At 67.0% G+C, this 22,424-nt stretch carries 18 protein-coding genes; 15 read left to right on the top strand and 3 right to left on the bottom strand.

From position 1 onward, the window contains the following. Positions 1–281: 281 nt before the first annotated feature. Both ACYVF3_RS21375 and ACYVF3_RS21370 read left to right on the top strand, forming a co-directional pair. Entirely contained in the window at positions 282–2,027 is a 1,746-nt protein-coding gene (locus tag ACYVF3_RS21375) for an AMP-binding protein (protein WP_461155998.1), read from the top strand. Positions 2,028–2,035: 8 nt separating this feature from the next. Further along, positions 2,036–3,196 (top strand): acyl-CoA dehydrogenase family protein, encoded by a 1,161-nt coding sequence (locus tag ACYVF3_RS21370; RefSeq protein WP_461155997.1) that lies wholly within the window; start codon positions 2,036–2,038, stop codon positions 3,194–3,196. Between the two features lie 27 nt (positions 3,197–3,223). On the opposite strand, the gene ACYVF3_RS21365 is transcribed toward ACYVF3_RS21370, so the two are convergent. After that, positions 3,224–4,078 carry a PaaX family transcriptional regulator gene (locus ACYVF3_RS21365; RefSeq protein WP_461155996.1) on the bottom strand — a complete coding sequence of 285 codons (855 nt, stop codon included), beginning with the start codon at positions 4,076–4,078 and terminating at the stop codon, positions 3,224–3,226. Positions 4,079–4,619: 541 nt separating this feature from the next. Between ACYVF3_RS21365 and ACYVF3_RS21360 the strand changes: the two genes are divergently transcribed. Continuing rightward, a complete protein-coding gene (locus ACYVF3_RS21360; RefSeq protein WP_461155995.1) occupies positions 4,620–6,719 on the top strand; it encodes a xanthine dehydrogenase family protein molybdopterin-binding subunit in 2,100 nt (699 codons plus the stop codon). Positions 6,720–6,761: 42 nt separating this feature from the next. After that, the gene (locus ACYVF3_RS21355; protein ID WP_461155994.1) at positions 6,762–7,226 is read left to right on the top strand and encodes a (2Fe-2S)-binding protein; all 465 of its coding nucleotides are present in this window, start codon (positions 6,762–6,764) and stop codon (positions 7,224–7,226) included. Positions 7,227–7,388: 162 nt separating this feature from the next. Here the strand turns inward: ACYVF3_RS21355 and ACYVF3_RS21350 are convergent, their stop codons facing one another. Then, entirely contained in the window at positions 7,389–8,543 is a 1,155-nt protein-coding gene (locus ACYVF3_RS21350) for an acyl-CoA dehydrogenase family protein (RefSeq protein WP_461155993.1), read from the bottom strand. A gap of 328 nt (positions 8,544–8,871) precedes the next feature. Between ACYVF3_RS21350 and ACYVF3_RS21345 the strand changes: the two genes are divergently transcribed. The 6 genes from ACYVF3_RS21345 (at position 8,872) to ACYVF3_RS21320 (ending at position 15,969) form a co-directional block, all read left to right on the top strand. Further along, positions 8,872–9,654 carry an electron transfer flavoprotein subunit beta/FixA family protein gene (locus tag ACYVF3_RS21345; protein ID WP_461155992.1) on the top strand — a complete coding sequence of 261 codons (783 nt, stop codon included), beginning with the start codon at positions 8,872–8,874 and terminating at the stop codon, positions 9,652–9,654. 28 nt (positions 9,655–9,682) lie between these two features. After that, positions 9,683–10,642, top strand: coding sequence for an electron transfer flavoprotein subunit alpha/FixB family protein (locus ACYVF3_RS21340; protein WP_461155991.1), 960 nt, complete (start codon positions 9,683–9,685; stop codon positions 10,640–10,642). A gap of 348 nt (positions 10,643–10,990) precedes the next feature. Then, a complete protein-coding gene (locus ACYVF3_RS21335) occupies positions 10,991–11,971 on the top strand; it encodes a quinone oxidoreductase family protein (RefSeq protein WP_461155990.1) in 981 nt (326 codons plus the stop codon). Positions 11,972–12,000: 29 nt separating this feature from the next. Beyond that, positions 12,001–12,783: an enoyl-CoA hydratase/isomerase family protein gene (locus tag ACYVF3_RS21330; RefSeq protein WP_461155989.1), complete on the top strand. Its 783-nt coding sequence runs from the start codon at positions 12,001–12,003 to the stop codon at positions 12,781–12,783. A 62-nt stretch (positions 12,784–12,845) separates the two neighbouring features. Then, positions 12,846–14,021: an acyl-CoA dehydrogenase family protein gene (locus tag ACYVF3_RS21325; RefSeq protein ID WP_461155988.1), complete on the top strand. Its 1,176-nt coding sequence runs from the start codon at positions 12,846–12,848 to the stop codon at positions 14,019–14,021. A 1-nt stretch (position 14,022) separates the two neighbouring features. After that, positions 14,023–15,969, top strand: coding sequence for an AMP-binding protein (locus tag ACYVF3_RS21320; RefSeq protein WP_461155987.1), 1,947 nt, complete (start codon positions 14,023–14,025; stop codon positions 15,967–15,969). Between the two features lie 47 nt (positions 15,970–16,016). On the opposite strand, the gene ACYVF3_RS21315 is transcribed toward ACYVF3_RS21320, so the two are convergent. Beyond that, the gene (locus tag ACYVF3_RS21315; protein ID WP_461155986.1) at positions 16,017–16,733 is read right to left on the bottom strand and encodes a FadR/GntR family transcriptional regulator; all 717 of its coding nucleotides are present in this window, start codon (positions 16,731–16,733) and stop codon (positions 16,017–16,019) included. Between the two features lie 161 nt (positions 16,734–16,894). On the opposite strand from ACYVF3_RS21315, the gene ACYVF3_RS21310 reads away from it, so the two are divergent. From ACYVF3_RS21310 to ACYVF3_RS21290, 5 genes are all read left to right on the top strand, one after another. Next, positions 16,895–17,971 carry an acyl-CoA dehydrogenase family protein gene (locus tag ACYVF3_RS21310; protein WP_461155985.1) on the top strand — a complete coding sequence of 359 codons (1,077 nt, stop codon included), beginning with the start codon at positions 16,895–16,897 and terminating at the stop codon, positions 17,969–17,971. Between the two features lie 80 nt (positions 17,972–18,051). Beyond that, positions 18,052–19,218 (top strand): acyl-CoA dehydrogenase family protein, encoded by a 1,167-nt coding sequence (locus ACYVF3_RS21305; protein WP_461155984.1) that lies wholly within the window; start codon positions 18,052–18,054, stop codon positions 19,216–19,218. Next, a complete protein-coding gene (locus ACYVF3_RS21300) occupies positions 19,218–19,967 on the top strand; it encodes an SDR family NAD(P)-dependent oxidoreductase (protein WP_461155983.1) in 750 nt (249 codons plus the stop codon). Before ACYVF3_RS21305 ends, ACYVF3_RS21300 begins: the two co-directional genes overlap by 1 nt. Then, positions 19,967–21,166 (top strand): thiolase family protein, encoded by a 1,200-nt coding sequence (locus ACYVF3_RS21295; RefSeq protein WP_461155982.1) that lies wholly within the window; start codon positions 19,967–19,969, stop codon positions 21,164–21,166. The genes ACYVF3_RS21300 and ACYVF3_RS21295 overlap by 1 nt, the downstream gene beginning before the upstream one ends. Beyond that, positions 21,166–22,407, top strand: coding sequence for an acetyl-CoA hydrolase/transferase family protein (locus ACYVF3_RS21290; RefSeq protein ID WP_461155981.1), 1,242 nt, complete (start codon positions 21,166–21,168; stop codon positions 22,405–22,407). Before ACYVF3_RS21295 ends, ACYVF3_RS21290 begins: the two co-directional genes overlap by 1 nt. Positions 22,408–22,424 lie beyond the last annotated feature (17 nt).

Raw genomic sequence — 22,424 nt, 5'->3', positions numbered from 1 at the left:
TGCTCTTCTGTCATTTCGGTCCTACCTTTGGTACATAATACCAAACGATGTGATGGCGGTCACGTATCGTGAGGGATTCTGCGAGGGAGGTGCGTTCACGTGCGCGGCTCGGTGCTCCGTCGTAGCGGCCCGGAGTGCCCTGTAGTCGACATGCCGCCCAGCTGCGATCAAGGCCCGGTTCCGATCCTCGTCAGGGCGGAGTGAAGGCATCGCGATTCGGGCTGCCGCGTCATTGGTTGCCGCATGCCGGTTGGTGCGGCACCTGACGTGGTACCTGCCGTGTGCGTGCGACTCGCCGACCAGGAGCGCGTGCTGGTGCGGTCCTGCCCCCAAGAGAAGGAGTCAGCCATGAGAACTTCGCCAGGAGTCAGGACATGACCACAGTAGACAGAGTTCTTGCCGAGTCGTATTGGCCGGCGGACGAGGGCGAGACCGTCCACGATGTCACCATTGGGGACCTCCTCCGGGAGGCCGCCGCAACAGTGCCTGATCGGACGGCCCTAGTGGACGCGGTCGCGGATCATGCTTCCCGCAGGAGCTGGACCTATGCGGAGTTCCTCGCCGACGCGACGCGAGCCGCGCAGGCACTCCTGAAGCGTTTCACGCCAGGGGATCGGGTGGCCATTTGGGCACCCAACAGCGCGGACTGGATCATCCTTCAGCAGGGGATCAGCCTCGCCGGGATGATCATGGTGGCGAGCAACCCCGCCTACCGGGCACGCGAGCTCGAGTACGTGCTGCGGCACTCGGGAGCCGTCGGCCTCTTCTACGCTGATTCCTACCGGGACGTCGAGCTGACGCCGATCGTCGAGGAGATTCGTCCCCGCCTGCCTGACCTCCGGGAGGCGATCCCGTTCTCCGGGTGGGAGGCCTTCCTGGACGCCGGTACCGACGTTGAGCTACCGCCCGTCGCTCCGACGGACCCGATTCAGGTGCAGTACACGTCCGGGACCACTGGGTTCCCCAAAGGGGCGAGGCTTCACCACAAGGGGCTCGCCAACGCGGCTCGGTTCGTGTCGGAGCGCGCCGGCATGGGTGACGGTGGCGTGAACGTCAACTCCATGCCGATGTACCACATCGGCGGCGGTGCCGTGACGTCGCTGGGGACGCTGGCGAAGCGAGGCACCTTCGTCATCGTTCCGCAGTTCGACCCTGCGCTGATGCTGGAGACCCTCGAGACCTACCGGGGAACTCATTCGCTCCTCGTTCCCACGATGTTGATCGCGATGCTCGATCACCCCGACCGCGAGAAGCGCGATCTGTCGAGCCTGCAAACCATCATGAGCGGTGCGGCCACTGTTCCGGCTGCTCTCGTCCGGCGCGCGGCGGAGACCCTGGGATGCCGGACGACCATCCTGTTCGGCCAGACCGAGATGCACGGGGTGATCGCGCAGACTCGGGTGACCGACTCGCCGGAAGATCAGTCGGAGACGGTTGGGCAGCCGCTGCCGCACCTGGAGGTCAAGATCGCTGACGAGGGGACCGGCGAGGTCAAGCCAGTCGGCGAGGCGGGGGAGATCTGCTGTCGTGGCTACCAGAACATGATCGAGTACCACGAGATGCCGGAGGAGACCGATTCGACCATCGACTCGGATGGCTGGCTGCACATGGGTGACTGGGGTTGCATGGACGAACGCGGCTTCATCAAGATCACCGGTCGACTCAAGGACATGATCATCCGGGGTGGCGTCAATATCTACCCGCGGGAGATCGAGGAGTTCTTGATCAGCCACCCCGCTGTTGCCGAAGTGGCGGTAGTCGGGATCCCCGATGAGAAGTGGGGCGAGCAGCTGGCCGCCGTGGTGAGGCTCAACCCCGGTGCTGACAAGCCAACGGTGGAGGAGATGCGGTCCTTCTGCCGTGCGGAGATGTCCGCCCACAAGACGCCGGCTTACTGGAGTTTCGTAGGGGAGCTCCCGATGACGCCGACCGGTAAGGTCAAGAAGTTCGTCTTGCGCGAGAAGCTTTCCAGCGGTGAACTCGACGCTGACACGCACCAGCCGGCCAACGGCGAACAGGGCAAGTGAGGCGCTGCGTGGATTTCGGTCTCACCGATGACCAGGCCTCGGTGCGAGACGGCGCTCGGGAGTTCGCGAACGCCGAGCTCGCGCCGGGGTACCTGGACCGCGCTTCTCGAAGCGAATTCCCCTGGGAGATCCACCGACGCGTCGCAGACCTAGGTGTCCTGGGCCTGCTCGCTGGTGCAGATCACAATCCGCTGGACACCGAGGACTTCGTGGCAGCCGGGCTGGTGGTGGAGGAGTTGGCGCACGCCGACGTCAACGTCGCCAACGCTGTCATTCCGGTGATGTTGGTCTCCAGTCTGATCAGTACGTTCGGTTCTCCACGTGTGCGTGATGATCGGTTGGATCCGCTGGTCATGGGCAAGGAATACGTGTCCTTCTGCTTGACCGAGCCAGACTCGGGTTCTGATGCTGCTGCGCTGAGAACCACTGCGAAAGCCGTGGACGGTGGTTATGTGATCAGTGGGCAGAAGGCTTCGGTCACGATGCTCGCCCACGCCAGCGCACTGATCGTGACCGCGCAAACCTACCGTGACGGGGTTCGCGCAGGAGTCTCCGCGTTCTTCGTTGAGCTCAGCAGAGCCGGCCTGACGACCTCCGGCATCGCGGACACCGGCTGGAACCCCATGGGGCGCGGTTTGGTGTACCTCGACGAGGTGTGGGTGCCGGAGGACGCCCTCATCGGGGCGGAAGGAGCAGCCTTCCGAACCGTGCTCAACGGTTTCGACTTCACCAGGCCCCTGCTCGCGTTGACCGGGATCGGTTGTGCCAGGGCATGTCTGGAGGAGACAGCGGCCTACGTGCGCGAGCGAAAAGCCTTCGGATCGCCGCTTTCCCGGTTCGAAGGGGTCTCGTTCCCGCTCGCCGAGCACAGCACCACTCTGGAAGCCGCCCGACTGCTCTGCTACTCCACGCTGTGGAAACGGGGCGTCGGTGTCCGGCACACGGCTGACGCAGCGATGACCAAGTGGTATGGCCCGAAGATGGCTGGATCTGCGATCAAGGACTGCCTGCTGTTGCACGGAAACTACGGATACTCCGCGGAACTTCCGTTCGAGCAGCGGTTGCGGGACGTGATGGCGCTGGAGATCGCCGATGGGACCGCGCAGATCCAGAAGATCATTATCGCGAGGGAGCTCTTCGGCCCGGAATTCATGCCCTACGCCCGATGAGCTGAGGCGGCTTAACGGTGCTGACTGTTAGTCAGCACCGTTGGGTCGCGCTTCGTCGAGGATCTCCTCCCAGCGCTCCCAAGCACCCGCTAGCCATCGTTCGCGCCGGTCGCGGAACAGCTCCGAGGCCTCGTGCCCTACCCATTTCGGCAGCAGCTCCTCCGGGAGCTGGGGGTCCAGGCGCATGAACTGCTGGAGGTAGTTGCGCAGTTCGAGGTAGTTCAGCAGGAATTCGTCGCCGTCGGCCGGGCGGTGATCGGCGAAACGGGTCAGCAGAGTCTGGTAGGTGTCGGCCAGTTCGGCCAGGTTCCAGGCTCGCTGGACGATCTGTTCATCGCTGAGGCCGACTTGCTCGGTGTGCCCGACGAAGCTGATGGCGGTGTCAGCGAGGTTGAATTCCGCAATCAGGTCGCGGAGATCGCCTGCCGTGTCGACATGCGGGGTGAGCCAGACACCGGGAGTCGGATTCCCCATGCGCAGCCACGCCAGGCCGCCGTAGAGGCGCTTGCGAGTGGTGCGTTCGCCCTGCGGCACCGACACCAGCAATACCAGCCAGCGCCCGTCCCAGGGCTCGGACCGGTCGAGGAAGGCCGTTGCCCGGTGCAGGCCGTCTTCGATGATGTTCTTGCCGGACCGGGTCAGTCGCCAACGTGCGGTCCGCCCGATGCGCTCCCGTTCGATCCAACCGGCGTCCGCGGACCGCGAGATCGCTTGACGAGCAGCGTGCCCCTCGACGCCGAGTCCGTTGAGGACCCGTACCAAGGCGGTGGTCCAGATCGCTTCATCACGAGGGTAGGCGAACTCTCCCATCACCGTGAGCAACAACGAGCGAGCGCTCGCCGTGGGCAGTGGTGATCCGATCCCTGTATCGCTCCCAGTCACGTCCCTATTTTCCCTGTTGTTGATGAGGGAGGGCCAATGGGGACCGCCAACCGCGTCGGAGGGGCGGAAGCCTCACCTGAAAAGTTACACACAAAAGCTGACTTGGTTCCTTGATTTGTCATGGATTGCGCTCTATCTTCATGTTTCGTGACCAAGTCCAGCCGGGGCGGTCCAGAGAGCAGCCGCTTCGCACCGGGTAGCGCAGGGGGTCGGCATTTCGCGCTGTCTTTCAACGTGCGGCGTCCGGTCGCGACATCATCAGTGCAGCTCTGCGGCTACCGCAGGTGGAACGCCCCCCTGAACGGTGCGGCATCGCGTGCAACCGAAAAATTGTGAGGTAGCGGTGGTCTTCGATCCCATGAAGGAGTCCTCGAGTGCACCGTCCATCGGCCGCCGGAGGTTCCTGAGCTACTTGTTGGCCGCGCCCACGTTGACCGTGGCGACCGAGGTTCTCTTGGACGGCTTCGCGGGTACGGCCGAGGCCGTGCCATCTCCTCCGCAACTGATCGGGGAGACGGTTGATCTTCAGGACCTCCTCAGCGTGATCGGCGCACCAACGTCTGCTCTGATCTTCCAGATCACCGTGAACGAAGACGGCACGGTGACGGTCCCGCTGCCACGGGCAGAGGTGGGGCAGGGGTTGACCACGTCGGTGCCGATGCTGATCGCGGAAGAGATGGACGTGCCGCTGGCCAACATCAAGATGCCCCTCGCCGACGCGCGACCGGAGTTGCTGTTCGGGCAGCTCACCGGCGGGTCCTCGAGTATCACGTCGCTCTACAAGCCCGCCCGCTTCGCCGCTGCGGCGGCACGCGCCCGACTCGTGGCGACCGCTGCGAAAAGCTGGGGACTGTCGGACGATCAGCTCACGGTGTCCGATGGCACCATCCACGCCCCGGACGGCCGGAGCGTAACCTTCGGCTCGCTGGCGGTCGCCGCGGCCGAGGCGAAGCTGCCCGACCTCTCCGTGCGGCTCAAGCCGGAGTCCGATTTCAACCTGGTGGGAAGCCGGGTGGGCCGCCTCGACGCTCGCCGGATCGTCACCGGCTCCAACACCTACACCCAGGATCTCAACGTGGCCGGCGCGAAGCCCTGCGTGGTCCGTCGACCACCCACGATCAACGGCACGGTCAAGGCGGTGCACAACGCCGAGTCCGTAAAGCAGATGCCCGGCATCATCGACGTGGCCACGATTCCCACGGGAGTTGCGGTGCTGGCCGAGACGTTCGCCTTCGCAGTGGACGGTGTGAACGCCCTCGATGTGGCGTGGGGTCCTGGCACTGTGGACGACGAGAGCGACGACACCGTGCGGCGCAAGCTGCGTGCTGCGGTCGGGCCACTCGGCGACCCGCCGGTGACGCTTCCGGCCGTCGGCGTGGAAACGCTCGAGATGGAGTTCGACTTCGCGTTTCTGAGCCACGCCCCGCTGGAGACCAACGCCGCGGTCGCAGACGTGCGCGACGGTCGCGCTGAAGTGTGGACGGCGGTGCAGATCCCGACGAGCACGCAGGAGCACGTGGCTCGGGAACTGGGTCTTCCGCAGACCTCGGTCACCGTCCACGTCATGCCGAGCGGCGGATCGTTCGGGCGGCGTCTGTTCAACGACGCCGCCGTCGAAGCCGCGCTCATCTCGCAGGCGATGCGCAGGCCGGTGAAGCTGATCTGGCACCGCACCGACGACATCCGCCACGGGCGCGTGCATCCCGCGAAGCACCACAAGGTGCGCATGCACCACGCAGGCGACCAGGTGCTGTCCTACGAGCACTGGAACGCTGCCGTCGACACCTCGCTCGAGCACGGGTTCGGCGAAGCGCTGACCACTGCGGCAAGCAAGGTCCCGGCTGTCGGCAACGAGAGCGTCGCCCAGCTGATGTTCCGCGCGATGGTGCACTGCCCGTACGACTTCGGTGCGGTCGCAACCCACCTGCACGAGGTCTCGATGCCGTTCAACACCGGCAGCTGGCGCTCGGTCTTCTCACTTAACGTCCGCGGTGTCGAGGAGGTCGCAGTCGACGAGCTCGCCCGACGGCTGGGCAAGGACTCCGTCCAGGTCCGCCGCGACTTCCTCAAGGACGATCGCCAGCGGGCGATCCTCGACAAGGTCGTGGAGGAGGGCGAATGGGGCAAGAAGATGCCGGAGGGATTCGCCCAGGGAATCGCCTTCCACGACGAGATGAAGGGCGTCATGGCCGTCCTCGTCGAGATCGACGCGCGGGACCCGGAGCACCCGAGGGTGGTCAAGGCGGTGATGGCCGTCGACGTCGGCCGCCCGATCAACGTCAGCGGTATCGAGGCCCAGGCGCTCGGCGGGCTCACCGACGGGATTTCGGTGGCGTTGCGCGGTGGGCTGCACCTCCGTGACGGCTACTTCTTGGAAGGCAGCTACCACAACTTCCACTACGCGCGGCAGAAGAACACCCCGACGGATGTGCGCATCTTCGTGCAGCCCGGGGAGGGGGATCCGGGTGGCATGGGCGAGTTCGCGGTTCCGGTGGCCTTCGCGGCTGTGGTCAACGCCTATCGCACGGCCACCGGAATCATGCCTACCAGGTTCCCGATCGACAACGAGCTCGACTACGAGCCGTACCCGCCCGGCCCCGTCCCCGGCCCGCCGATGCGTCCTCTTCCGGCCCGGAACTGACCGCGGCCATTCCGAACCAGAATCGTCCACGGAGGATTTCTCGTGCCGCATTACACCTTCACGCTCAACGGCAACGAGGTCAGCGTCGAAGCGCCGGCCGACCACCCGCTGCTCTGGACGCTGAGAGATCAGCTCGGCGTGACAGGGCCGAAGATGGGCTGCAACCTCGACGTGTGCAAGGCCTGCACCTGCCTGATCGACGGGGAGGCCTTCACGACCTGCGTCACCGCCATGTCGGACGTCGAGGGCCGCGAGGTCACCACGATCGAGGGCCTGGCCGACGGTGACCAGCTGCATCCCGTTCAGCAGGCATGGCTCGAGATGGACGTGCCGCAGTGCGGGTTCTGCCAACCGGGGCAGATCATGAAGGCGGTGGATCTGCTGAAGAAGACCGGCGAACCGACTGACGCCGAGATCGACGAGATCGAGAACGTCTGTCGGTGCGGCACCTACTTCCGCATCCGCAAGGCGATCAAGTCGGCTGCGGAGAAGGCAGGTGGGAGCTAGAAGCCCACCGTTGATGGCTGTGGTGAACCGCGTGCCGGCGAGTGCGCCGCGATCCGGGAACCCCGACGCCGGTGGCCGGCTCCGCCGCGAGCTGCGGGATCTGAAACAGCCGCTGAGAACGCCCTTCGGGATTCGCGGGAGTCCCGAAGGGCGTTCTTCTCGCTAGTACACGACGCTACCTCGGTCGAAGACGTCCTTGGCGATGATCCGCTTCTGGATCTCCGCCGTGCCGTCGGCGACGAGGTAGGCCATGACGTCCCGATGCCGTTGTTGCAGCGGGAACTCGGTGGAGTACCCGAGGTTGCCGTGGATCTTCATCGCCGCCTCGATGGCGTTCTTGGCGACGACCGGCGGCCACCACTTGCTCATCGACGCGAGCGAGGTGTGCGGCTTGTCCTCCTCCCGCGACCAGAGCGCGTGGTAGCACATCCACCGGGCCGCCTCCAGGTACGTGGTGTGCTCGGCGATCTGGAACGACACGCCCTGGTAGTCGGCGATCGGCTTGCCGAAGGCGTGCCGGTCGGTGGCGTACGCGGTGGCCTCGTCCAGGCTGACCTGCGCCGCGCCCAGGCACATCAGGCCGATCGCGGCCCGGCTGAAGTCGAAATGGCTCATGACCGCCTGGAATCCCTTTCCCGACTCACCGATCAGGTGCGACTCGGGCACGAACACGTCGTCGAGGTGGATCGAGCCCCAGCCGAGCGGGAGGCAGCCCATGCCGGGCATGTGGTGCACGCTCACGCCTTCGGCGTCGAGGGGAACCAGGTAGCAGCTCACGCCGGCCGCGCGGGTGCTTCCCGGGTCGCGGGCGTAGATCAGCGCGGCGGAGGCGTTGCAGGCCCAGGAGATGGCGGTCTTCTCGCCGGTGAGCCGCCATCCTCCGTCGACCGGGCGGGCCGCCGTGGTCATCGCGGCCGCGTCCGAACCGGATCCGGGCTCGGTGAGGGCGATCGCGACCGTTTCGCGGCCTTCGATCATCGCGGGCAGGTAGTGCTGCCGGACTTCCTCGGTGGCGTGCACCAGCTGGGACCCGATCAGGCCGATCTGGATCGGCGCGGACGCCAGGTTGACGTCGCCGTAGGCCAGCGTTTCGGTTGCCAAGCCCAGCATGATCGGGTCCTCGGCGCCGGTTCCGCCGTACTCCTCCGGGAGTCCGATGCCGAGGACGCCGAGTTCGCCGAGCTGACGCAAGATGTCGAACGGGAACGTGGTGGATGCGGCGCGATCGCGGTAGTCCGGAAGCAGCCGCTTGCGGGTGAACTCCGCGAGCGTTCTCTGGAACTCGCTCTGTTCGTCGCTGAACTCGAACGACACCATCGATTGGCACCTTTCATGAGGTGGGGTGGCAGGTGGTGGCTTCCCCAGCCGATCGTTCACATGGCCTGGTCCGGGGCTCGCCCGGCGGCCTCGGAGGTCACGTCGTCCAACGGCCCGGGGGCGCAACGCCGCCTGCGGCTCGGTGGTTCGCTCGTCCTCACTTCGGCTCCTCCCTCCGGGGCCGGGGTCAGCCGACAGTGTTGCACTTTGGTCTGTCCTTTAATAGATTAGTCCAAAATTACTCGTTGGTCGACGTAGATCGTCGACCGGCCTCCGAGCCTGAGCCGCGTTCTTCGCGAGCCGAGACCTGAAGTTGGGGCGTGGACAAGTGAACGTCGTGGTGTTGGTGAAGCAGGTGCCTGACACGTACTCCGAGCGCAAGCTCTCCGCTGCCGATCACACGCTCGACCGCGGCGCGGCTGATGCGGTTCTCGACGAGATCAACGAGCGCGCGGTGGAGGAGGCCCTGCTGATCACCGAATCGCAGGGTGGCGAGGTCACCGTCGTGTGCATGGGTCCGGAGCGGGCCACCGAGGCGATCCGGAAGGCGTTGTCGATGGGCGCCCACAAGGCCGTGCACCTGTCGGACGACGCCCTCGCCGGAACCGATGCGCCGGCGACCGCGCGGGCCCTGGCCGCGGCGATCGGCAGCGTGGAATCGGTCGACCTCGTGATCGCGGGCAACGAGGCGACGGATGGGCGCACCGGCGCCGTGCCGGCGATGCTGGCGGAACTGCTCGGGCTGCCGCAGCTGACCTACGTCCGCAAGCTCTCCGCCGATGGCTCGGTGGTCACCGCGGAGCGGGAGACCGACACCGGGATCGTTCACCTGGAGGCGAGCCTGCCCGCGGTCGTCTCCGTGACGGAGAAGATCAACGCACCCAGGTACCCGTCGTTCAAGGGGATCATGGCGGCCAAGAAGAAGCCGGTGTCCGTGCTCTCGGCTGCCGATGCCGGGATCGACCCGGCGGAGTTCGGAATGGCCAACGCCGGTTCGCAGGTCCTCGAATCCGCGCCGAAGCCGCCCAAGCAGGCCGGGCAGCGCGTGACCGACGAGGGCGAGGGCGGTCGTGCCGTCGCCGAGTACCTCGCCGGTCAGAAACTCGTCTGAACCAACGGTTTTCGAGAGGGAGTACGTGATGTCCGAGGTCCTGGTTCTCGTCGACCACGTGGACGGCGAGGTCAAGAAGGTCGCGTTGGAGCTGTTGACCGCGGCGCGCCGGTTGGGCGAGCCCGCAGCCGTCGTCGTCGGTGAGCCGGGTGCGACCGCCAAGCTCGCCGATGCGCTGCGCGCCTACGGAGCGGCGAAGGTGTACGCCGCCGAATCGGCCGATGCCGATCACTACTTGGTGACGCCGTTGGTGGACGTGCTGTCCGAACTGGTGGCGTCGGTGTCGCCTGCTGCGGTGCTGATGTCGGCATCGGTCGACGGCAAGGAGATCGCCGGCCGGCTCGCCGTGCGCACCGGTTCCGGACTGCTCTCGGAGGTCGTCGACCTCGACGAGCAGGGCGTTGCCGCTCACTCGCTGTTCGGCGGTGGGTACGGCGCCAAGGCGAAGGTCGTCAAGGGCACGTCGGTGATCACCGTGCTGCCCGGTGCGATCGAGGCCGAGGAAGCGGTAGGGGAAGCGGTTGAGCATCAGCTCGACGTTCCGGCTCCTGATGCGGCGAAGTCGACGCGGATCACCGGGCGGGAGCCGGTCGAAGGCGGGGACCGGCCGGAGCTGACCGAGGCGTCCGCAGTGGTCTCCGGTGGCCGTGGCGTCGGTTCGGCGGAGAGCTTCGAGGTGGTCGAGAGACTGGCCGACTCGCTCGGAGCGGCGGTGGGCGCTTCCCGCGCGGCTGTCGACTCGGGCTTCTACCCGCATCAGTTCCAGGTGGGGCAAACCGGCAAGACGGTCTCGCCGCAGCTCTACATCGCCCTGGGCATTTCCGGTGCGATCCAGCACCGGGCGGGCATGCAGACGTCGAAGACGATCGTCGCGGTGAACAAGGACGCCGAGGCGCCGATCTTCGAGATCGCCGACTTCGGCGTGGTGGGTGACCTCTTCGAGGTCGCACCGCAGCTCGCCGACGAGATCGGCAAGCGCAAGAGCTGACGGGGAGGTGAGACGTCCATGTTGTGCACGTGCTTGTGCAACAAGGCTGGTCATCACGGAATCTGCCAGGAGACAGCGGATCCGAAGTGCGTCCTCGCCTACCCGGCCATTCAGCTCTACGCCCCGGGGTTCCTGTGCCGCAGCTGCTACGAGGCGGTGGTGCGCGTGATGGACGCGGCGGTGCGCAGCGCGAGGAACGGGCAGGGGGAACCGGCCCATGAGGCCGTCGCCGGCGCTGGATCCGGGCAGCCTCAACGTCGATGACGAACCACTGATCACGGAGCGGTGGCTCCTGGTCGCGAGTGGGCGTCATCAGCAGCAGTCGACACGAGGAAGAGGGTCTGTGCGGTGAAAGCGGTTGTGCTGCGGGAATTCGCTGCTGCGCGGAACCTGCTCTGCGAAGAGGTTCCCGATCCCGAGCAGAGGCCGGGATGGGTGACGGTGGCGCTGCGCGCCAGCGCGCTGAACTGGCACGACGTGCTGGTCCGCAAGGGCAAGTACGGTTCACCGCTGCCGCACGTGCTCGGAGCCGACGGCGCGGGGACCCGAACGGATACCGGTGAGGACGTTCTCGTGATCCCGTCCCTGTGGTGGGGCGATGACGACAGCGCACCCGGTCCGGACTGGGAGATCCTCGGTGATCACCGGTCGGGTACCTACGCCGAGCTGGTGACCGTTCCCGCCGACTGCGTTCACCCGAAGCCCGAGGCGCTGGGCTGGCAGGAGGCAGCCGCTCTGCCGCTCGTCGGGCTGACCGCCTACCGGGCGCTGTTCACTCGAGGACGATTGCGCGAGGGCGAATCGGTCCTCGTGCTCGGTGCGGGCGGCGGCGTCGCCACGACCGCAGTCAGTCTGGCAGCCGCCTGCGGCGCCTCCGTCGTGGTCACCTCGTCCTCGAAGGAGAAGCTCGCACGATCACGGGAACTCGGTGCTGGGGACGGCGTTCTCTACACCGAGGACGAGTGGTGGTTCGAAGCCAAACGACGGTCGCCCGGAGGGCGCGGCTTCGACCTAGTGCTCGATCCGGTGGGCAGCTGGCCCGAGTCGATTCATGCCCTCCGCCCCGGTGGACGTGTCGTGGTGCTCGGTGCTTCAGCTCGTACGGACGCGATGCTCGACGTTCGCGAGTTCTACTTCGGGCAGTACGACCTGCTCGGAACCACGATGGGAAGTCCGCGAGATTTCGCCGGTTTGATGTCGATGGTGGAGAGCGGCAACGTCCGCGCTCCGGTGATCGACGAGGTGTTCCCGCTCGACCAGGCCGCTGAGGCCCACGAGCACCTGGAGAAGGGCGGCGGCTTCGGCAAGGTCGTCCTGACCCACGAGTGAGATTCCCGCGAGTGGAAGGAGTGCGGCCGATGGCCGGCGATCTGGTTCGGTACGAAGTGGACGATCACGCCGCGGTGATCACCCTGGACGACCCCGCGACGCGCAACGCGCTCGGCGACGAGCTTCTCGACCAGCTGCTCGGCCTGCTCGATCAGGCGGCGCTCGACGACGACGTGCGGGTGGTCGTGCTGACGTCCTCGCACGAGAAGGTCTTCTCCTCCGGCGGGAACCTGAAGGCGTTCGCCGACGATCGTCCGACGATCGAGAAGTACGCGGGACTGGACCGCTTCCCGCGGATCTACCAGAAGCTCGCGCAGCTGGGAAAGCCCGTGATCTGCGCGGCCAACGGCGATGTGCTGGCGGGTGCCTTCGGGCTGGCGCTGGCCTGCGATCTGGTCATCGCCAAGGACTCGGTCCGCTTCGGGTGCCCGGAGATCAACGTGGGCGCGTTCCCGTTCATGATCTCGGCCTTGATCTACCGCAACCTCCCGAGGATGAAGGCCAACGAGCTGATGATGGTCGGCGACCTGATCTCGGCTGAGCAAGCCCGTGAGCTCGGCGTGGTCAACGCGGTCGTCCCGGCGGAGGACTTCGACGCTGCTGTGGGCGAGTGGGCTCGGAAGATCGCCGCCAAGTCGCCGCTGTTGATGAAGCTGGGCAAGAACGCCGTCGATGTCACCAGGGATCTCTCGTTCGGGGAGTCGCTGGAGGTGCTCCAGGCGCAGCTGGCCCTGGCCTTCACCACTGAGGACCTGCGCGAGGGCGTGCGGGCGTTCCAGGAGAAGCGTTCGCCGGTGTGGCGGATGCGCTGACCGTTTGCCTTTTGGTCTAACCAAAAGTATTATCACTCCAAACGGCCTCAGAGGGTGTGACCATGGAGCTATCCGATTCGACAGAGCAGCAGCGGTTCCGCTCCGAGGTGAGGGAGTGGCTGGGCCGCGCTCTGCCGCGACTGCCGTGGCCTGAGCCCGCGGACCTCGTCGGGAAGCGACCGTTCTGGCAGCGGTGGCAGCGCATGCTCTACGACGCCGGGTACGCCGGCCTGTCGTGGCCGAAGGAGTACGGCGGCGTCGGGGCGGACGCGCAGTACCGGGCGATCTTCAACGAGGAGCTGGACCGCGCTGGTGCGCCGGAGCGGTTGAACACCATCGGTGAGGACTTCGCCGGGCCCACGATCATCGACTTCGGGACTGAAGAGCAGAAGAAGCGCTACCTCAAGCCGATCCTCACCGGTGAGCAGATCTGGTGCCAGCTGTTCTCCGAACCGGACTCGGGTTCCGACCTGGCCTCGTTGCGCACCAAGGCGACCAAGGTCGACGGCGGCTGGCGGATCTCCGGGCAGAAGATCTGGACGAGCCGGGCACACCTCGCCGCCCACGCGATCCTGCTCGCCAGGACCGGGGGAGGGGAACGGCACAAGGGCATCACCTACTTCCTGCTGCCCATGGACAGTCCCGGGGTGACTGTGCGGCCGCTGGCGCACATGCTGGGCGAAGCCGAGTTCAACGAGGTCTTCCTCGACGAGGTCTTCGTTCCCGACGAGCTGGTCGTGGGCGAGGTGGATGATGGTTGGCGCGTGGCGATGGCGACGCTGGGCTACGAGCGGGTGGCCATCGCGACGGGGCGGGTCAACACCAAGCGGGCCGTCGAGTCGATCATCGAGGACATCCGCGAGCGGACGGACGAGGACGGGCGCCCGCTCGGCGCGGATCCCCTGGTCCGGCAGAAGGTGGCCGACCTCTACGGACGTGCGCTGACCCACTACCTGATCGGCCAGCGAGTGGCGACCCAGGCCGCCGATGGTGGTGCGCCGGGTCCGGTCACCTCGATCGGCAAGCTCTACTTCTGCCCTCTGGTCGAGGATCTCGCCGACTTCCGGCTCTCGCTCGACGAACTCGGCGGCCAGTTCGCGATCGAGGACGAGGGCGTGGTGGATGCGTCCTGGCTGCGGCTGGCCTACCAGTCGCGAGGAACCGCGATCGCCGGTGGGTCGACCTTCATCCAGCGCAACATCATCGCCGAGCGCATCCTCAGAATGCCCAGGAGCTGACATGTCCGACTACACCTGGTTCCCCACGGAGGAACGAGTCGCGAACGCCAACGTCACCAGGTTGGCCCGCTCGCACGGCCTCGAGTCGCTCGCCGAGCTGCGCGAGCGCTCGGTGCGCGAGATCGGCTGGTACTGGAACGCGGTGGTCGAGGATCTGCGACTTCCCTTTCGGACGCCGTATTCGGAGCCGGTCGACCTGTCGGCGGGGATCCAGCGTCCGGAGTGGATGGTCGGCGGCGAGCTCAACGTCGTCGACGCGTGCGTGAGCAGGTGGCTCGACGACGAGCAGGTCGCGGACAGCCCGGCGATCGTGCACGTCAGGGAGGACGACTCGGTTCACCGGCTCACGTACCGGGAGCTCGCCGACCAGGTCGACCGCGCCGCTGCCGGGCTGCGCGACCTCGGGGTCGAGCGCGGCGACGCGGTCGCGCTCTTCCTGCCGATGATTCCCGAAGCCGTCATCATCTGCTATGCCGTCGCCAAGCTCGGTGCTGTTCTCGTTCCGCTGTTCTCGGGCTTCGCACCGGCCGCGATCGCCGCGCGGCTCCAAGACGCCGAGGCCAAGGCGGTGGTGGTGGCCGACGGCACCGTGCGCCGCGGGCGGACCGTGCGGATGAAGCCGCTGCTCGACGAGGCGCTGGAGTCCTGCCCGACGGTGCGCAACGTGGTCGTCGTCGACAACGTCGCGTCCGCGGAGGAGCAGGAGCGGTCTCCGCGGGTTCCGGAGGTGGCGTGGACGGATCTGGTCCGCTCCGAGGGGCCGGTGGCCACCGCGGTGGTGAAATCGGCCGAAACTCTGCTGCTGGCCTACACCTCCGGGACCACCGGCAAGCCGAAGGGGGCGGTGCACACCCACGCCGGGTTCCTCCTGAAGGTGGCCAGCGAAGTCGCGTACTCCTTCGACGTCAAGCGCGGCGGCGTGTTCTGCTGGGTGACCGACATGGGCTGGATCATGGGCCCGTTGTCGATCATGGGCACGCACGCCAACGGAGCCTCGCTCCTGCTCTACGAGGGCTCGCCCGACGTGCCGGACCTGAACCGCCTGTGGCGGCTGGCCGCGCGGCATCGCATCACCATGCTCGGGGTGTCGCCCACGCTGATCAGGACGCTGCGGTCCAGCGGCACTCCGGTGCCGGCGGACCTGGACCTGTCCTCGGTGCAGGTGCTCGGATCGACCGGCGAGTCCTGGGACCCGGATTCCTACCAGTGGCTGGCCGAAGAGGTCTTCGGCGGCCGGGTCCCGATCATCAACTTCTCCGGCGGGACCGAGGTCGGCGGATCGTTCCTCGCGCCCTACCCCGTTGAACCGATCCGCAGCTGCTCGCTCGGCGGGCCATCGCTGGGCATGGACGTCGACGTCGTCGACGACCGCGGCGAACCGTTGCGCGGTGAGGTCGGCGAGCTGGTCTGCAGGCAGCCGTGGCCGTCGATGACTCGCGGTGTCTGGAAGGACGATGCCCGCTACCTCGAGGCGTACTGGTCGACGTTCCCCGGCATGTGGCGGCACGGTGACTTCGCCCTGATCGACGACGACGGCAACTGGTTCATCCTGGGCCGGTCGGACGACGTGATGAACGTGGCGGGAAAGCGGTTGGCACCCGCGGAAGTCGAGTCGGTGATGAGCACCCATCCCGCGGTCGGCGAGGTGGCCGCCGTCGGTGTCCCGCATGCCACGAAGGGCGAAGCCGTGTGGGCGTTCTGGGTGCCCCGCCGGGGATCGGAGGACCAGGACGTCTCCGACGAGCTGCGCGAGATGGTCGCAGGCGAGCTGGGCAAGCCCTTCGCGCCGTCCTTGGTGCGCCGCGTCTCGCAACTGCCGAAGACGAGGTCGGCCAAGATCCTCCGGCGGGCGATCCGCGCGGCCGCGCTGGGGAAGGATCCCGGTGACCTCTCCGGCGCGGAGAACCCCGGTTCGCTAGCGGAGATCACCGCGGCTGCGAAGCGCTGATGAGCAGGTGTGGACGCGGTCGGCCGTTTCGGGGCGACCGCGTTTCCTCACGCGTCGTCGACCTCGATCTTCTCCCGCTCCTCCACTTCCAGAACCGCCTCGGCGTAGGAGTGCACGTGCCGGTTCATCCGGCGAACGGCGGCGTCGGGGTTACCTTCGCGGATCGCGTTGGTGATGGACTTGTGCGCCTTCGCGGTCACGCTCCGGACCTCCGCGTCGACGAAGGCCTCGTTCTCGGTCGCGGTGTAGATCGCGTTGGACAGCGCGGACATGAACGCGATCAGCAGTTCGTTGTGGCTGGCGGAGGCGACGCCGACGTGCCAGTCGACGTTGGCCTGCAGGAAGCCCGTCAGGTTTCCGTCGTCGGTGGCGATGGCCTTGTTCGCCGCGTCGAGTACCGCGAGGTCCTCGTCGGTGCGGTTCTGCGCTGCCAGGCGGGCGCAGAACGGCTCGATCGCCTCGCGGGTCTCCAGCAGGTCGGCGAGGCGGAGCTGGCGTCCGCGGATCAGCAGGCTGATCGAGGTCGCTACCGAGTCCTGGCTGGGGCGCTGCACGAAAGTGCCGCCCGCCCGGCCGGCTTTGATGCGCACGAGGCCCTGGACTTCGAGGATGCGGAGGGCCTCGCGGACCGTGGTGCGGCTCATCTGCGTCTGCGAGACCAGGTCTCGTTCCGGGGGGAGCGGGGTGTCCTCGGCGTACTCGCCGCTCAGGATCCGCTCCCGCAACTCGCTGGCGAGCACGTCCGACGCTTTCGGAACGGACATGGGCGCCAACCGCACGGAGGAGCGGTCCTTCTTCGGCGAGTCAACCACGTGAGTCTCCCAATTATGGTCTGACAGTTAGACCTATTCTATCATTCAACGGTATGCACGGTGACGCATGTCTGGCATTGCGCCGGTGCGGACCAGCATAGAAAGGAGCCGACATGCGTTGGGAACTGACCGACGAACAGGAGCTCTTCCGCACGTCGCTGCGCGAGTGGCTGTCCGGCACCGCATCGACGGAGACTATCCGCACGTGGTTGGACAACGGGGATTCCTCGTCCTTCGCCGCGCGTCTGGTGTCCGACGGCTGGTTCGGGGTGGGCTCGCCGGAAAGCCTGGGCGGACAAGGAGGTGGGCTGCTGGAGCTCGCGCTCGCCGCTGAAGAGCTGGGCAGGGCCGCGGTGCCGTCGGGGGCCTGGCTGGCCTCGGTCTTGACGATCCCGGCGCTGGAGGCGGCGCCTGACATCGCCTCCTCGGTTCTGGAGGACGGCCAGTTCGCTGCGTTCGTCGCCGAAGCGGGACGTCCGCTCGACCGCCCTCGGGGGCTCGAGTTCGACGGTTCCGCGCTGCACGGTGCGGTGCCGTCGGTGCTGGGGGCTGGGAGTGCGCGTTGGCTGCTGGCGCCGGCGCAGGTGGCGGACGGTCTGGCGCTCTTCCTGGTCGACGCGAACGCGGACGGCATCGTGCTGAGTGATCGCAGGCTGCTGGACCGGACTCGGGACGCGGCGGACGTCCGCTTGGAGGGTGTCGCCGCACGGCGCCTGGACGTCGACGCCTCGGCCGTGCTCGTGGACGCGGCCCTGCGCGCGGCGGTGCTCGTGGCCGCGGACAGCTTGGGCGCCGCAGGGCGAGTGCTCGACCTCGCGGTGGCCTACAGCCTGCAGCGCAAGCAGTTCGGCGTCCCGATCGGGTCGTTCCAGGCGGTCAAGCACGCGGCCGCGACGATGCTGGTCTCGGTCGAGTCCTCCCGCTCCATCGCCTACTTCGCCGCGGCATCGGTGGATCGCGGCGGAGACGAGTCGACCTTGCACGCCGCCACTGCCAAGGCGCAGGTCACGGCTGCGAGCAAGGACGCGGTCGATTCGGCGCTGACCATGCACGGGGCGATCGGTTACACCTGGGAGCACGACCTCCAGCTGTTCTACAAGCGCGCCAAGCTCGACGCCGAGCTGTTCGGCTCTCCGCGCACCTGGAACGAGCGGCTGGCCGATGCTCTCCCGCTCTTGCCCACGGCGTGACCGGCGAGGTTTCTTTTTGGTCTGTCCTTTAGTATATTAAGTCCAAAGGGGCGTGAGCTGGGCCTGGTGGGAGAACTGCTGTGGACTTTGAATTGACCGAAGATCAGGCGACGATCCGCAAGGCCGTCGCCGAGCTGGCCGGGAAGTTCAGCGATCAGTACTGGCTGGACAAGGATGCGGCGCACGAGTTCCCGACGGAGTTCTACGACGCGTTCGCGCAAGGCGGCTGGCTGGGCATCACCACTCCTGAGGAGTACGGCGGCCACGGTTTCGGGATCACCGAAGCGTCGCTGCTGCTCGAGGAAGTGGCTGCGTCCGGCGCCGGGATGAACGGTGCGAGCTCGATGCACTTGTCGATCTTCGGCATGCACCCGGTGATCGTGCACGGGTCCGAGGATCTCAAGCGGCGTACTCTGCCGCGCATCGTCAACGGCGATTTGCACGTTTGCTTCGGTGTCACCGAACCGGAAGCGGGCCTCGACACGACCAAGATCACCACCTTCGCCAAGCGCGATGGCGACCACTACGTGGTCAACGGCCGCAAGGTGTGGATCTCCAAGGCCCGTGAGTCCGAGAAGGTCCTGCTGCTGACCCGCACGACCAAGTTTGAGGACGCCAAGAAGAAGACCGACGGCCTGACGCTGTTCCTCACCGATCTGGACCGCGACAAGGTCGACATCCGCCCGATCGACAAGATGGGCCGCAACGCGGTCAGCTCCAACGAGCTGTTCATCGACGGCCTGCGCATCCCGGTCGAAGACCGCGTGGGCGAAGAAGGCCAAGGCTTCAAGTACATCTTGGACGGTCTGAACCCGGAGCGGATGCTGGTCGCTTCCGAAGCGCTCGGACTCGGTCGGGCCGCACTGCGGCGTGCGGTGCAGTACGGCAACGAGCGGGAGGTCTTCGGCCGCCCGATCGGCATGAACCAGGGACTGCAGTTCCCGCTGGCCGACTCGTTGGCGCGCCTGGACGCCGCAGAACTCGCGCTGCGCAAGGCATCGTGGTTGTACGACAACGGAAAGCCCTGTGGTCGCGAGGCGAACACGGCCAAGTACCTCTGCGCCGACGCGGGTTTCGAGGCCGCCGACAGGGCGCTGCAGACGCACGGCGGGATGGGCTACTCCGAGGAGTACCACGTTTCGCGTTACTTCCGTGAAGCGCGCCTGCTGCGGATCGCTCCGCTGAGCCAGGAAATGGTCCTGAACTACCTCGGTTCGCACGTTCTCGGTCTTCCCAGGAGTTACTGATGTTCGATCTCAACGGCCGTTCCGCACTGGTGACCGGTGCCGGCAGCGGCATCGGGGCTGCGGTGGCAGTGGCCTTCGCCCGAGCGGGCGCGCGGGTGTTCGTGTCCGACATCGATGAACGGGCCGCTAAGAACATCGCGGAAGGAATTCGCAACGACGGTGGCGTGGCCGAACATGGCGTGCTGGACGTGCGGGATTCGGCAGCGGCTGCCGATATCGTGCAACGCGCAGCGGCGCTGGCCGACGGCACCTTGCACATCCTGGTCAACAACGCTGGAGCGATCGCGCCGGCGATGTTTCCCGACCTGGAGGAGGAGGCGTTCCGCCGCATCGTCGACATTCACCTGGTCGGCAGCTACACGTGCAGCAAGGCGGTGCTGCCGTACCTGCCGGAGGACGGCACGGGACGCGTCATCAACGTGACCTCCGCCGCGGGGCTGCAGGGCACGATCGGGCAGGCGAACTACGGCGCCGCCAAGGCCGGCATCATCGGCCTGACCAAGTCCCTGGCGCGCGAGCTGGCGCGCCGACAGGTCACGGTCAACGCGCTCGCCCCGCTCGCAGCCACTCCGATGACCGAGAACATCCGCAGCAACGAGAAGCTCGCGGCCAAGACACTGGCGAGGATCCCGCTCGGCCGCTGGGCCGAGCCCGCGGAGATCGCGGGATCTTTCGTGTTCATGGCTTCCGACGCAGCGGGGTACATCACGGGTCAGGTGCTGCCCGTCGACGGTGGGACGGTGATCTGATGGGCCGGGCGAAGACGGGACCGATGCAGAGCGCAGGCCGGGAAGTCGTCATCGCGGAGGCGGCCCGAACCCCGATGGGCAAGGGTCACCCGGAAAAGGGCTGGTACCGCGATACGCATCCGAACGAGATGCTCTCGGCTTGCTACGACGAGCTGCTGGCACGTGCCGATCTTCCGGCGAGGGTGGTCGAGGACCTGGTCATCGGGTGCACGGCCCCCTTCGGGGAGCAGTCCCGCAACATCGGGCGAAACGCGTGGTTGCAGGCCGGGTATCCACCGGAGGTTCCGGCCGTCACTCTCGACCGCCGGTGCGGATCGGCGCAGACCGCTGTCGAGATGGGGGCTGGCCTCGTCGGTTCGGGCACCCACGACGTGGTGATCGCCGGTGGTGTCGAGCACATGGGGCGTGTCCCGATCAACTCGCCGGTCGAGATCTCCAAGCTCTACGGCGACCCGTGGCCGGCCGAACTGCGCGACCAGTACTCCTTCGTGCACCAGGGCGAGAGCGCCGAGCTCATCGCGGAGCGGTGGGGCATCGAACGCGCGGAGATGGACGAGTTCGCGGTGCGTTCGCACCGACTGGCGGCGCAGGCCGTTGCCGGGGGATGTTTCGACGCCGAGATGATCCCGCTGGAGCTGGCGGGGGAAACGCGGCGCAGCGACCAGGGCATTCGGCCGGGCACTGATCTCGCTGGCCTGGCCGGACTGAAAACCCCGTTCCGCCAGGAGAACGGCCGGATCACGGCCGGAACGTCGTCGCCGATCTCTGACGGAGCTGCGGCGGTGCTGCTGGCTTCCCGGGCGGCCACGGAGGAGTACGGGCTCAACGCCCGAGCACGGGTGATCGACCAGACCACGGTTGGCGTCGACCCGATCATCATGCTGACCGGGCCGATCCCGGCGACCCACAAGATGCTGGAGCGAAACGGGCTGAGCATCGATGACATCGATCTGATCGAGATCAACGAGGCGTTCGCCTCGGTCGTGCTGGCGTGGGAACGCGAGTTCAAACCCGACCTCGACCGGGTCAACGTCAACGGCGGAGCCATCGCGCTGGGGCACCCGGTGGGAGCCACCGGAGCACGCCTGATGGCCACGCTGATCGCGGAGATGGAACGCCGCGACGTCGAACTCGGCCTGGTCACGATGTGCTGCGGAGGTGGTCTGGGGACCGCGACCCTGATCGAGCGGATCAGCTGATGGTCGACCTCGCCGCCCACGTGCGTCCAGGTGATGGCATCTGGTGGTCGCAGACCAGCGCTGAACCGACCCCGCTGGTGCACGCCTTGCTGGACAGCGTCGCGGAGATCGGTCCGGTGCGCGCGTTCTGCGGGCTCACCTGGGACCAGCGGCTGACCACCGATCTGCCCGAGCAGATCGCCCTGTCGTCCTACGGGGGCCTCGGCGAACTGCGCAAGCTCGCGAAGCAGGGGCGGGTCGAAGTGGTGCCGTGCCACTACTCGGCACTACCCCGGATGTTCGCCGAAGGCCGGCTCCCCAACGACGTCGGCCTCGTCCAGGTGAGCCCGCCGGACGCCGAAGGGCGCTGCTCCCTCGGTGTCGGCGTGGACTACGCCGCCGACGCGATCGCGCACACGCCAGTGCTGATCGGCGAGATCAACCAGCGCATGCCGCGCACCTACGGAGCTCCCCGGGTGCCGTTGGAACGGTTCGCAGCGGTCGTCGAGACCGATCGACCTCTCCCGGAGGCGCCGAACCGGGAGGCCGACGATGTTGAACGGGCCATCGCGCGCAACGTCGCAAGCCTGGTCGAGGATCGAGACACCATCCAGCTCGGCGTCGGCTCATTACCCTCCGCGGTGCTGGACTGCCTCACCGAGCACAACGACCTCGGCGTGCACTCCGGGATGGTCTCCGATGGAATCGCCCGGCTCGTGGACAAGGGCGTGATCACCGGTGCGTACAAGGAGATCGACACCGGTTGGGTGGTCGCCGGCGCGGCGCTCGGAAGCAACGAGCTCTACACCGGCCTGCCCGGCCTGCCCCTCGAGTTCCGGCCGGCTAGCTACACCCACTCACCCGCTGTCCTGTCGAAGCTGTCCGGCCTGGTGTCGATCAACTCGGCGATCGAAGTGGACCTCACCGGGCAGGTGGGGTCGGAGATGCGCAAGGGGACTTACATCGGCGCGATCGGCGGCCAGGTCGATTTCTCCAGGGCAGCCTCGCTGACCGGTGGGCGCTCGATCATCACGCTGCGCGCAGCATCTCGTTCGTCGTCCAACATCCGGACAGCGCTCGACGGCCCGGTGACCACGGGCCGGTCTGATGTCGACTACGTGGTCACCGAACACGGAATCGCCGAACTGCGCGGATGTGACCTGCCCGAGCGAGCCCGGCGTCTGATCGCCATCGCCGCGCCCGAGCACCGCGACGACCTGGAGAAGTCTCTCGGGCACGGCAGAACCGGGACGAACCGATGACGGACGAGAAAGGAACT

The organism is Saccharopolyspora tripterygii (genome assembly GCF_054778355.1).
This window is presented reverse-complemented; position numbering and strand designations above follow the sequence as displayed.